At 31.4% G+C, this 12,220-nt stretch carries 11 protein-coding genes; 5 read left to right on the forward strand and 6 right to left on the reverse strand.

Annotated elements, in window-relative coordinates; genetic code table 11:
• Positions 1-88: 88 nt before the first annotated feature.
• Positions 89-487 carry a DUF6146 family protein gene (locus tag Q0662_RS11725; RefSeq protein WP_298950071.1) on the forward strand — a complete coding sequence of 133 codons (399 nt, stop codon included), beginning with the start codon at positions 89-91 and terminating at the stop codon, positions 485-487.
• On the opposite strand, the gene Q0662_RS11730 is transcribed toward Q0662_RS11725, so the two are convergent.
• A complete protein-coding gene (locus tag Q0662_RS11730; RefSeq protein ID WP_298950042.1) occupies positions 484-972 on the reverse strand; it encodes a dihydrofolate reductase in 489 nt (162 codons plus the stop codon). The genes Q0662_RS11725 and Q0662_RS11730 overlap by 4 nt on opposite strands.
• Positions 973-1,270: 298 nt before the next feature.
• On the opposite strand from Q0662_RS11730, the gene Q0662_RS11735 reads away from it, so the two are divergent.
• Positions 1,271-1,567 carry an isoamylase early set domain-containing protein gene (locus Q0662_RS11735; protein ID WP_298950045.1) on the forward strand — a complete coding sequence of 99 codons (297 nt, stop codon included), beginning with the start codon at positions 1,271-1,273 and terminating at the stop codon, positions 1,565-1,567.
• 39 nt (positions 1,568-1,606) lie between these two features.
• On the opposite strand, the gene Q0662_RS11740 is transcribed toward Q0662_RS11735, so the two are convergent.
• From Q0662_RS11740 to Q0662_RS11760, 5 genes are all read right to left on the reverse strand, one after another.
• Positions 1,607-2,431, reverse strand: coding sequence for a thymidylate synthase (locus Q0662_RS11740; RefSeq protein ID WP_298950048.1), 825 nt, complete (start codon positions 2,429-2,431; stop codon positions 1,607-1,609).
• Between the two features lie 157 nt (positions 2,432-2,588).
• Positions 2,589-4,346 carry a nucleoside transporter C-terminal domain-containing protein gene (locus tag Q0662_RS11745; RefSeq protein WP_298950051.1) on the reverse strand — a complete coding sequence of 586 codons (1,758 nt, stop codon included), beginning with the start codon at positions 4,344-4,346 and terminating at the stop codon, positions 2,589-2,591.
• Positions 4,347-4,359: 13 nt separating this feature from the next.
• A complete protein-coding gene (locus Q0662_RS11750) occupies positions 4,360-4,974 on the reverse strand; it encodes a bifunctional nuclease family protein (protein WP_298950054.1) in 615 nt (204 codons plus the stop codon).
• A 312-nt stretch (positions 4,975-5,286) separates the two neighbouring features.
• On the reverse strand, positions 5,287-6,243 hold the full coding sequence (locus tag Q0662_RS11755; RefSeq protein ID WP_298950057.1) for an electron transfer flavoprotein subunit alpha/FixB family protein: 957 nt from the start codon (positions 6,241-6,243) through the stop codon (positions 5,287-5,289).
• A 101-nt stretch (positions 6,244-6,344) separates the two neighbouring features.
• A complete protein-coding gene (locus Q0662_RS11760; RefSeq protein ID WP_298950060.1) occupies positions 6,345-7,091 on the reverse strand; it encodes an electron transfer flavoprotein subunit beta/FixA family protein in 747 nt (248 codons plus the stop codon).
• 633 nt (positions 7,092-7,724) lie between these two features.
• Between Q0662_RS11760 and Q0662_RS11765 the strand changes: the two genes are divergently transcribed.
• The 3 genes from Q0662_RS11765 (at position 7,725) to Q0662_RS11775 (ending at position 11,992) form a co-directional block, all read left to right on the forward strand.
• Positions 7,725-8,705 carry a pyruvate dehydrogenase complex E1 component subunit beta gene (locus Q0662_RS11765; protein WP_298950063.1) on the forward strand — a complete coding sequence of 327 codons (981 nt, stop codon included), beginning with the start codon at positions 7,725-7,727 and terminating at the stop codon, positions 8,703-8,705.
• 179 nt (positions 8,706-8,884) lie between these two features.
• Positions 8,885-9,418 (forward strand): inorganic diphosphatase, encoded by a 534-nt coding sequence (locus tag Q0662_RS11770; protein WP_298950066.1) that lies wholly within the window; start codon positions 8,885-8,887, stop codon positions 9,416-9,418.
• A gap of 123 nt (positions 9,419-9,541) precedes the next feature.
• On the forward strand, positions 9,542-11,992 hold the full coding sequence (locus tag Q0662_RS11775) for a sodium-translocating pyrophosphatase (RefSeq protein ID WP_298950069.1): 2,451 nt from the start codon (positions 9,542-9,544) through the stop codon (positions 11,990-11,992).
• The last annotated feature ends 228 nt before the right edge of the window (positions 11,993-12,220 follow it).

Below are 12,220 nucleotides of genomic sequence, written 5' to 3' on the forward strand. Positions count from 1 at the left end.
AGTACATCAATAAATTTATATTCGATAGGAATATTAATAATATTAAAATTAGCATTATTTAAAATGCACAACGGGTATACTAATTACTATTAGTTTATTAATTTGGGCTTGTGGTTCAGCTCCAATAAATACTTCTAATACAGAAAATGAAGAACCCGTTGTGATTGCAAACGATCGTTTAGCATACGAAATTATAATTATAGACCCAGGTTTTAGTGCTTTTTTAAATGGCATTGCTCAGCCAGAAGGTTTTTACAGCCAAAGTTACTTAGAAGCCAGAAATAGAGTTTGGGTAATAACTTGGAACCAAAGAGCTCAAAATCCATCTAGATATAAGAATAGTATTTATGAAAATATTATAGATTACCAACCCAACATAGATTATGGGTACGAAGTAAATTACAAGCTTTTTAATTATTTTTTATTTGCTCAAAGAAAATATAGCATGAGTTTAGGTGGTGGATTTCGGACAAATAGAATTAATTAGATTTTTTGGTACGATAGAAAACTGTATTCATATTCGTTTTTTTCGTCTGCTTTAAAATCCTCTCTAGCAACTATTTTCCATTTTTGTAAATCAATTTCTGGAAAATAAACATCTGCATCAAACTCTTTATGTACTAAAGTAATATCTAATTGATCTGCCAAATCTTTTGCAATAGTTTCTTTATATATTTGAGCACCACCAATAATAAATATTTGCTCTTCGTCTTTTGCTAATTCTATAGCTTTTTCTAAACTATTGGCTATTAAACAACCTTCTTTAAAATAATTTTTATTTCTGGTGATGATAATTGTTGTTCTGTTTGGTAATGGTTTTCCAATAGATTCAAACGTATTTCTTCCCATTAATATGTAATGCCCAGAAGTAACTTTTTTAAAACGTTTTAAATCTGCTGGCAAATGCCAAATTAAATCGTTATTTTTTCCTAAAGCATTGTTTTTAGCGATTGCTGCAATAACTGTAATCATAAAACTAAATCTATTTTTAGCAAAAATAAGAGAAATGATTACAGATTTGACGTTTTTAATAACAATTCATTAAAAAACCTAAAAAACAAAATAGATTTCGAAGTAAAAGGCCTGAAAACCAACAAAAAAGAAAAACCTTTTTTTAATATAATACAATTAAACTATTGTGAAATTTAGAAATAGTAATATTAAATAAGATGTAATTATTAAAGTGGTAATTCTTTACGAATACACTTAAATTATGTTTGTTATGTTTTTTATCTTAATTATTTTTACATTAAAATTCAAATAAAATATTATGGCTATTAAAAAACAATTTTTAAAAAGTAAACCAGTTTGTAAAGTAACTTTTACAGTACCTGCTAAAAAAGCAAATAATGTTGCAGTTGTTGGAACTTTTAATAAGTGGAATGCAGAAAGTACTCTATTAAAAAAGTTGAAAAATGGTTCTTTTAAAGGTACTGTAGATTTAGAACCTAACAACTCTTACGAATTTAAATATATCATTGATGGCAATTATGTTAATGAAGAAGCTGCAGATGCTTTCGCTTGGAATGATTATGCAAATTCTGATAACAGTGTAATTAACTTATAAAAAAAGAGCTTTCTAAAATTAGAAAGCTCTTTTTTTTTACTAGATAGCAACCTTACCTTTTATATGAGGATGAGGGTTATAATCCAACAATTCAAAATCATCAAAAGTAAAATCTTCTATATTTTTAATAGATGCATTTAGCTTCATTTTTGGTAAAGGTCTAATATCTCTAGATAATTGTAGTTCTAACTGTTCTATATGATTGCTATAAATATGTGCATCTCCAAAAGTATGGATAAATTCTCCTGCTTCATAGCCACATACTTGGGCCATCATCATTGTAAATAATGCATAACTTGCAATATTAAAAGGTACGCCTAAAAAGATATCTGCACTTCTTTGATATAGTTGGCAAGATAATTTACCATCTGCAACGTAAAATTGAAAAAATGCATGACAAGGAGGTAGGGCTGCTTTACCCTTGGCAACATTTTCTGAAAAACTTACAGACGTGTCTGGCAAAACAGATGGATTCCAAGCAGAAACCATCATTCTTCTAGAGTTTGGATTCTTTTTTAATGTCGTAATTACATCTTGTAATTGATCTATATCATCACTATTCCAATTACGCCATTGATGTCCGTAAACAGGTCCTAAATCTCCATTTTCATCTGCCCACTCGTTCCAAATTCTAACCCCATTTTCTTGCAAATATTTTATATTTGTATCTCCTTTAATAAACCAAAGTAGTTCATAAATAATAGATTTTAAATGCAACTTTTTAGTAGTTACCATTGGAAAACCTTCACTTAAATCGAAACGCATTTGATACCCAAAAACACTTTTAGTTCCTGTGCCTGTTCTATCTCCTTTTTCATTACCGTTTTCTAAAACGTGTTTTACTAAATCGTGATATTGTTTCATATAATATGTAAGCGTTAAATTGTTAATTGATTTACAAAAAACGATTGTAAAAATAAAAAAAGCTTTAGTATTATTTACCAAAGCTCTTTATTTAATATGTTAAAGTTATCAACTTTTTGAAGATAACGTTTTAATAATTTTTAAATTAAAAATGTATTTATCCAATAATCATTCCTGCAATGGTTGCAGACATTAAAGAAGCAATAGTACCACCAATTAAGGCTTTTATACCAAATTCTGATAATGTTTTTCTTTGTCCAGGTGCTAAAGAACCTATACCTCCTATTTGGATACCAATAGAAGCAAAATTTGCAAAGCCACACAACATATAAGTAGCCATAATTACAGATTTGTTATATGCTAAATGTGTAACGTTTGCTACATTTTTTAACTCAGCTAACTGTATATACCCCACAAACTCACTTGCTGCCAATTTAATACCTAATAACTGTCCCATTAAAGTCATATCTGCAGTTGGCACACCAATTAACCACATTAAAGGCGCAAAAATATATCCTAAAACAAATTCTAAAGACAGGCTTTCATACGCTGTGTTTGCCGCAATAATATCATTTACACTTGTAAGATCACCTAATAGTTCCAATCCACCATTTATCATAGCAATAATTGCTACAAAAACTAGTAACATAGCACCCACATTTACAGCTAAACGCAAACCTTCTGTTGTTCCGTTTGCAATAGCATCTAAAATATTAGAACCAATTTTTTCTTGCGAAACACTAACATCTGTATTTACTTTTTCTGTTTGAGGGTATAAAATTTTTGAAATTACAATAGCACCTGGAGCTGCCATAACAGAGGCTGCTAATAAATGTTTTGCAAAAACCAATTCTAATTGTTTATCTCCACCTCCTAAAAATCCGATGTAGGCTGCTAATACTGCACCTGCAACTGTAGCCATACCTCCAACCATTACTAAAAGCATTTCAGATTTATTCATTTTTTCTAAATATGCTTTTATCAACAAGGGTGCTTCTGTTTGTCCTAGAAAAATATTACCTGCTACAGACAAGCTTTCCATACCCGAGATTCCTAAAAATTTAGATAAAGCAATGGCTAATATTTTAACAACCCATTGTATAATACCTAAATAAAACAATAAAGATGTTAAAGCAGAAAAGAAAATAATAGTTGGTAAAACTTGAAATGCAAAAATATACCCAAAAGTATCCATATCTGCTATTAAACCATCAAACAAAAATTTACTACCTGCTTTTGTGTATTCTAATATTTGTATGAATAATTTACCTACTAATTCAAAAGTTTTTTGAACAAAAGATACTTTTAAAACACCTATTGCTATAATTAATTGCAATGCTAAACCTACGCCAACTTTTTTCCAATCTATGGCTTTTCTGTTTGCACTAAATAAAAATGCAATTACTAACAAAGAAAACATTCCTAAAACTCCTCGCCAAAAACTTGTAAACGTAAAATCTTGACTAGGTATAATATCTTGTTTTTTATCTGCTATAACTGTATCTTTTTTTATTTCTTCTGCGATCGTATCTTCTTTAGTTTCTGTTAATGGTTTTGCAATTCCAGTATATTCTGCTGATGATAATTTGTAAGTTACATCGCCCTCTGAAAGTTGTAAACTAGCATTGTTAAAAGAAATAATATTAAAATATCTAACCGTATCTTTTGGTGTTTTATAGTTAAATATTAATAAATTATTTTGACGAATGTATTGCCCTGAAGCCGAGATGTTTTTTGAGGTAATTGAATATGAAAAACGACCCTCTTTGAAAGAAAATACATCTCCTTTTGAAGCTTCTAAAAACTTAGATGCTGTTGCTGTTTGTGCTGATGATAATTGCCAATCTTGTTCTAAATCTTGCCCAAAAAAAGTGGCAGACATAGCACAAAATAAAATTAAAAATAAGTTTTTCATGAGCTGAGTAATTTTAAGAGCGCTTGCTAATTTCGTCTCTAATTTTGGCTGCAAGTTCGTAATTTTCATCAGAAACTGCTTGATCTAATTGTTTGTTTAATTCTGTTAATGAAAGTTTTGAAAAAGATGAACCTTTATCTGTGTCTAATAAATCGTCTGTATCTAAAGAGACCTCATATGTTTCTGCTGGATCATTTAAGCCTAGTTCTTCTTCTACTTTTAGAAAAACACCTGCTTTGTCTAAAATATTTTCATAGGTATAAATAGGTGCTTGAAAACGAACTGCTATTGCAATAGCATCAGAAGTTCTTGTATCTATGGTTTCTTCTTTACCATCTTTTTCGCAAATTAGGCTAGAAAAAAACACACCATCAACTAATTTGTGTATAATTACCTCTTTAACTTGTATTGAAAAACGATCTGAAAAGGTTTTAAATAAATCGTGTGTTAGTGGTCTTGGTGGTCTAATTTCTTTTTCTAATGCAATAGCGATAGATTGTGCTTCAAAGGCGCCTATAATTATTGGCAGGGTTCTATTGCCTTCCATTTCGCTTAAAACCAAGGCATACGCACCACTTTGGGTTTGACTGTAAGAAATTCCTTTTATGGTTAATTTTATTAAACTCATATATTTTATTGCCTTTAAAATACAGCTTTTTATGTATTTTTTTTAGCTTATTTTAAGGGCACAATTTACAAAAAATATATAGTACTAGTAGTTATTTTTACTGAATTTGGTTTTTTAAACAAACTTACGCCTGCGTGAAGGATTGAGCCTTTGTTTGAGCTCTTACGCTTTTGGGCGTAAAGCGAGTGATGAAAGCCTGACGAAATTATTTTTGGTAAATAACCTATGGTATTAAAAAAAACCTACCAAAAAAATTTGATAGGTTTTGATTTAAAATTAAAAAAGTAAAATAATTTGGGCACGCCCTAAAAATTATGCTGCTTTAAATGCTTTTAATTTTTCTATTAATTGTGGTATTACTTCAAAAGCATCTCCTACAACTCCATAATCTGCTGCCTTAAAAAAGGGTGCTTCTGGGTCTGTATTAATTACTACTTTTACTTTAGAGGCGTTAATACCTGCTAAATGTTGTATGGCTCCAGAAATACCAATGGCAATGTATAAGTTAGAGGCAACTGGTTTACCTGTTTGCCCTACGTGTTCTGAATGTGGACGCCAACCTAAGTCTGATACTGGTTTAGAACAGGCTGTTGCTGCATTTAAAACCTCTGCTAATTCTTCTATCATTGGCCAGTTTTCTGGACCTTTTAGACCTCTACCTGCAGAAACTACAGTGTCTGCATCTGCAATGGTTACTTTGCCTGTTACTCTTTCTATACTTTCTGATTTTATACCTGATGTTGCTATTTCTGCATCGAAATTTTCTGTTGTGCCTTCTGCTGGATTCTCATGAATACCAAAAGAATTTTTTGCCAAACCTATTATTTTCTTATCTGTTGTAATTACTGTATTAGAAAATGCTTTGTTAGAAAATGCTTTTCTTTTTACGGTAAACGGACTTGTACTTGTTGGTAAAGCTACAGTGTTAGAGGCATAACCTGCTTCTAAATTTACAGCAACTATGGGTGCTAAATATAGACTATCTATACTAGAATCTACAACAACTACAGTTGCATTTTCTTTGTTTGCCACTTGTGTTAAAACTGCTGCGTATTGTTTTGCATTAAACGGCGATAAACTATCATTAGCAACTGTTAAAATTTTTGTTGCACCATATTTATGTAATTCTGATGCGTCTGTGGCGTTTATAGTTAAAACAACTAAGTTGCTTTCTAATTGTTCTGCTACTTTTTTTCCGTAAGAAACTACTTCGAAAGCAGTTTTTTTAAATTTCCCTTCTGTGGAGTCTGCGAAAACTAAAACTGACATATTTTATTTTTTAAACCTGAATGTATCAGGATATTATTATTTTGATTTTTCTGAGTAAGGTTCCGAATTACTTTCGGAATGATTTGATTTTCTTTCAATACTTAAATTACCTTAGCTTCGTTGTGCAACAAGTTGATTAACTCGTCTAAATTATCTGCATCTACTAATTTAACAGCGCCTTTTGGTACTGGTTTCTCAAAAGAGCTAATAGATGTACTTGCAGCTGCACCTGTTGGCTCCAAAACTTGTAGTGGTTTTTTACGAGCCATCATAATTCCTCTCATATTTGGTATGCGTAAATCTTTTTCTTCTACAATTCCTTTTTGACCTCCAACAACTAATGGCAAATTGGTTGTAACAGTTTGGTTACCGCCATCTATTTCTCTTTTTGCAGTTACGCTTGTACCTTCTACTTCCATTGCTACACAACCGTTTATAAAATTAAAATCTGTTAAAGATGCTAACATACCTGGTACCATTTGTCCATTATAATCTGCAGATTCTTTACCTGCTAAAACTAAATCGTAACCACCATTTTTTACAACTGCTGCTAACTCTTTGGCTACTAAAAAACCATCTGCTGGATTTGTATTTACTCTAATAGCATCGTCTGCACCAATTGCTAAAGCTTTTCTAAGTGTGGGTTCTGTTTCTGTACCACCTACATTTACAACTGTAACTGTAGCGCCTTGTTTTTCTTTAAACCACATGGCTCTTGTTAAACAAAACTCGTCATAAGGATTAATTACAAACTGTACTCCGTTTTTATCAAATTCAGCATCGTTATTTGTAAAATTAATTTTTGAAGTGGTATCAGGAACATGACTAATACAAACCAATATTTTCATAAATTTTATTTTTTTACTGTTTTATTACTTACGAATTTACAGCTTTTTTTTAAATTTACTATGCATGCATAGTAAATTTTTATTTTATTTAACAGTTTTAGTAGGAGGCAATGCTTCTTTTTTATAGGTTTTTATAAAATAAACCAGGCAAATTAGAAGGCGTATTTCCTAAATGGTCTAAAACTGAATATGGGTATTTTGATTTAAAATACTTTCAATCAAAATTTCCATTGCAGATCACCTGTCTACGTTTAATATATTTCCATCAATTTTTAAATTGATAAAAATAAGAATTAAACTAAAAAACAAACTCAACAAAAGAAAGTTTAAGTTGAACTTTTTAAATGTGTCAGAGTAGTTCTTTAAAAAATTAAGAAAATAAATAAACAAAATTACAAAACATATATATTATAAGTGCTATATAATTTGGTACAATTGTTAATTTTTAAGAATATTTTTAGACAAACAAGCTATTTATAATTAAATAAAAAGTAAAAAGCAGCTTTTTGGTATTTGTAGTAAATTAGAAATAGGTCAAAATAAAAACTTTGTTTATTTTGAGATAAAAGTACATTTTTTTTATTTTTAAATTCCTTACTTTTGCTACTCAAAACAAACAACAATTAAATTTAGATGAAAACAGTTCAATTCAGAGAAGCCATTTGCGAAGCAATGAGCGAAGAAATGCGCAGAGATGAAAGCATTTACTTAATGGGTGAAGAAGTTGCCGAATATAATGGAGCTTACAAAGCAAGTAAAGGCATGTTAGATGAGTTTGGTGCAAAAAGAGTGATTGATACCCCAATTGCTGAACTTGGTTTTGCAGGTATTGCTATAGGTTCTGCTATGAATGGTAATAGACCTATTGTAGAATACATGACGTTTAACTTCTCTTTAGTTGGAATTGATCAAATTATAAACAACGCAGCAAAAATTAGACAAATGTCTGGTGGCCAGTTTAATTGCCCAATTGTTTTTAGGGGTCCAACAGCTTCTGCAGGTCAGTTAGGTGCAACACACTCGCAAGCGTTTGAAAACTGGTTTGCAAATACACCTGGTTTAAAAGTAATAGTGCCTTCTAATCCTTATGATGCAAAAGGCCTACTAAAAGCTGCTATTAGAGATGATGACCCAGTTATTTTTATGGAATCTGAACAAATGTATGGCGATAAAATGGAAATTCCAGAAGGAGAATACATTATACCTATTGGTGTTGCAGAAACCAAAAGAGAAGGTACAGATGTAACAATAGTCTCTTTCGGAAAAATTATAAAAGAAGCTTACAAAGCTGCAGAAGAGTTAGAAAAAGAAGGTATTTCTGTAGAAATTATAGATTTAAGAACGGTAAGACCCATGGATCATGATGCAATTTTAGCATCTGTTAAAAAGACAAATAGATTGGTAGTTTTAGAAGAAGCATGGCCATTTGCTAGTGTTGCTTCAGAAATTACTTACAGAATCCAAGATGAAGCATTCGATTATTTAGATGCACCTATAAAAAGAATAACAACTGCAGATACACCTGCACCTTATTCTCCAGTATTATTAGAAAAATGGATACCAAATTCTAATGATGTAGTTAAAGCTGTAAAGGAAGTGATGTACATTAAATAAATACATTTCTTAAAAAATAAAAAAATCCCTTTTTCATTATTGAAAAAGGGATTTATATTTCGAAAAAAATATAATTTGTTCGAAAAGCATTGCGTAAATACAAATTAAAAGCAACAAACAAAACAATAGATTTACTACTTTTGTAAATTGATTATAAACCATAGAAAGAAAAGAAAATTATGAGTAAAGAACCAAAAAGCAAATTAACTTTTGACGTTTTAATTGAAATACCAAAAGGAAGCAGAAATAAATATGAATACGATTTTGCGTTACACAAAATTCGTTTTGATAGAATGCTGTTTTCATCTATGATGTATCCTGGAGATTATGGTTTTATTCCAGAAACATTAGCATTAGATTCAGATCCTTTAGATGTTTTAGTATTAGGTCACCAACCAACCTATCCTATGGTTGTTATGGAAGTTAGACCTATTGGTGTATTTTACATGACAGATGAAAAAGGACCCGATGAAAAAATTATTTGTGTACCTGTTTCTGACCCTATTTGGAGTAAAAAATCAGATATCTCTGATTTAAACCCACATAGACTTAAAGAAATAGAACACTTTTTTCAAGTATATAAAGACCTAGAAAAGAAAAAAGTTGACACTGGTGGATGGGGTAATGCAGAAGATGCTATAAAAATTTATCACGAATGTGTAAAACGTTATGATAACAGTGAGCACAAGAAAAAAAGAACTTTTACAATATAATTGTCAAATCATCAATAAAAAGTTAAAAAAAAGAACCACCTTTAATTAAGGGTGGTTTTTTTTATCACTTTCATTTTATTACATTTACTGCCGTTTTAAACTAATCAAAATAATAAATAGTATATGGAATCATTAATGATTTGGATGCCAATTGTAATGGCTATTTTAGGTTTAATCTACATGTGGGTTAAACAATCTTGGGTAATGAAACAAGATGCAGGAGATGGTAAAATGAAAGAAATTTCAGATTATATCTACGAAGGCGCACTGGCTTTCTTAAGTGCTGAATATAAGCTTCTAGCTATATTTGTATTTGTAGTAAGTTTGGCCTTAGTAACAGTTTCATTTATTGTACCAACAACACATATTTTAATCGTAGTTGCTTTTATTTTTGGAGCTATTTTTTCTGCGTTTGCAGGAAACATCGGAATGAAAATTGCAACAAAAACTAACGTTAGAACTACACAAGCAGCAAGAACTAGCTTACCAAATGCTTTAAAAATATCTTTTGGGGGTGGTACAGTTATGGGCTTAGGTGTTGCAGGTTTAGCCGTATTAGGGTTAACCGCTTTCTTTATATTCTTTTTCTATTTCTTTATGGATAGCACATGGACAAATACCATGGATATGACTGTAGTTTTAGAAACTTTAGCAGGATTTTCTCTAGGTGCAGAATCTATTGCTTTATTTGCAAGAGTTGGTGGAGGAATCTATACCAAAGCTGCAGATGTTGGAGCTGACCTAGTGGGTAAAGTAGAGGCTGGTATTCCAGAAGATGATCCAAGAAATCCGGCAACTATTGCAGATAATGTTGGTGACAATGTTGGTGATGTAGCAGGTATGGGTGCAGATTTATTTGGTTCTTATGTTGCAACAGTATTAGCAGCCATGGTTTTAGGGAACTATGTTATAAAAGACATGGGAGGTTCTATTACTGATAATTTTGGCGGTATAGGCCCAATTTTATTACCAATGGCAATTGCAGGTGCAGGTATTATTATTTCTATAATTGGAACATTATTGGTTAAGATTAGCTCTAATGACGCTAAAGAAGACCAAGTAATGGGTGCTTTAAACAAAGGTAACTGGACTTCTATTGTTTTAGTAGGTTTGTCTTGTTTTGGACTAGTTACTTGGATGTTACCAGATACTATGCAAATGGAATTTTTTGGTGAAGGTTTACAAGAAATTTCATCAATGAGAGTATTTTATGCAACTTTGGTTGGCTTAGTTGTAGGTGCTGTAATTTCATCTGTAACAGAATATTATACAGGTTTAGGAAAATCTCCAATTTTAAAAATAGTTCAGCAGTCATCTACAGGAGCTGGTACTAATATTATTGCTGGTTTAGCAACTGGAATGATTTCTACCTTTCCTTCTGTCTTATTATTTGCCGGTGCAATTTGGGCTTCTTATGCCTTTGCTGGTTTTTATGGAGTAGCATTGGCTGCCTCTGCAATGATGGCTACAACGGCTATGCAATTAGCAATTGATGCATTTGGTCCTATATCTGACAACGCTGGTGGTATTGCAGAAATGAGTGAACAAGAACCAATAGTAAGAGAAAGAACAGATATTTTAGACTCTGTAGGAAATACAACTGCTGCAACCGGTAAAGGATTTGCAATTGCTTCTGCAGCATTAACCTCATTAGCACTTTTTGCTGCTTATGTAACTTTTACTGGAATAGATGGAATTAATATTTTTAAAGCGCCAGTTTTAGCCATGTTATTTGTGGGTGGTATGGTACCTGTTGTATTTTCTGCATTAGCAATGAATGCTGTTGGTAAAGCTGCTATGGAAATGGTTCAAGAAGTTAGAAGACAATTTAAAGCTATTCCTGGAATTATGGAAGGAACAGGAAAACCTGAATATGATAAATGTGTGGCAATTTCTACACAGGCATCTTTAAAAGAAATGATGCTACCTGGGTTACTAACTATTGGGTTTCCACTTATCATTGCTTTTGCTCCCTTAGCTTTTGGAATGGATAAACTTGCCATTGCAGAAATGCTAGGAGGTTATATGGCTGGTGTTACTGTGTCTGGTGTGCTTTGGGCTATTTTTCAAAATAATGCAGGTGGTGCATGGGATAATGCAAAAAAATCTTTTGAAGCAGGTGTAGAAATTAATGGAGAAATGACATACAAAGGTTCTGATGCTCATAAAGCTGCAGTTACCGGAGATACAGTTGGAGATCCTTTTAAAGACACCTCTGGGCCATCTATGAATATTTTAATCAAATTAACTTGTTTAATAGGATTAGTTATTGCTCCTATATTAGGGGGGCACACTAACGATACTCATACATCAAACGAAATCAAAGAAGAAATAAAAGTAAAGTTAACTGTTAATGAAGCTGATGAGGCTGAAGCTACAGTAACAACTACGTATATAGAAAATGGTGTAGAAAAAACAAAAGATGAAGTAATCACTGGTACTTTAGAAGAAGTAGAAGCTAAAGTAAATGCTTTAAAAGGTAAGGGTATTCATGGAGAACATCACTTTAAATTGGATGCATCTAAAGGTGAGAAAAGTAAAATGGTAAAAGTTGAAATTCAACAAGAGAAGTAACATTCTATTTCTTTGTGACGTCCTGAAATAGCGTTACAGAATTAATAATCTAAAGGTAGTGATTTTATATCACTGCCTTTTTTGGTACTAAACACCTGAGTTCGATTAATATTTAGATAGATTTTTAGTAAATTAAGGCTCTGAATATCAATTTATTAATCTAAAAATCTATCTATGATAATCTACTCTAAAATTACTGAAATATTCTGTATTGTTGATGAATTTTGC

This window comes from uncultured Polaribacter sp. (assembly GCF_947503855.1).
Lineage (GTDB): Bacteria > Bacteroidota > Bacteroidia > Flavobacteriales > Flavobacteriaceae > Polaribacter.

Bases quoted from the DNA above. Each gene is read 5' to 3' on its own strand.
- Q0662_RS11775 (WP_298950069.1), top strand. From the start codon at position 9,542: ATGGAATCATTAATGATTTGGATGCCAATTGTAATGGCTATTTTAGGT.
- Q0662_RS11735 (WP_298950045.1), top strand. From the start codon at position 1,271: ATGGCTATTAAAAAACAATTTTTAAAAAGTAAACCAGTTTGTAAAGTA.
- Q0662_RS11740 (WP_298950048.1), bottom strand. From the start codon at position 2,431: ATGAAACAATATCACGATTTAGTAAAACACGTTTTAGAAAACGGTAAT.
- Q0662_RS11745 (WP_298950051.1), bottom strand. From the start codon at position 4,346: ATGAAAAACTTATTTTTAATTTTATTTTGTGCTATGTCTGCCACTTTT.
- Q0662_RS11770 (WP_298950066.1), top strand. From the start codon at position 8,885: ATGAGTAAAGAACCAAAAAGCAAATTAACTTTTGACGTTTTAATTGAA.
- Q0662_RS11755 (WP_298950057.1), bottom strand. From the start codon at position 6,243: ATGTCAGTTTTAGTTTTCGCAGACTCCACAGAAGGGAAATTTAAAAAA.
- Q0662_RS11730 (WP_298950042.1), bottom strand. From the start codon at position 972: ATGATTACAGTTATTGCAGCAATCGCTAAAAACAATGCTTTAGGAAAA.
- Q0662_RS11760 (WP_298950060.1), bottom strand. From the start codon at position 7,091: ATGAAAATATTGGTTTGTATTAGTCATGTTCCTGATACCACTTCAAAA.
- Q0662_RS11765 (WP_298950063.1), top strand. From the start codon at position 7,725: ATGAAAACAGTTCAATTCAGAGAAGCCATTTGCGAAGCAATGAGCGAA.
- Q0662_RS11750 (WP_298950054.1), bottom strand. From the start codon at position 4,974: ATGAGTTTAATAAAATTAACCATAAAAGGAATTTCTTACAGTCAAACC.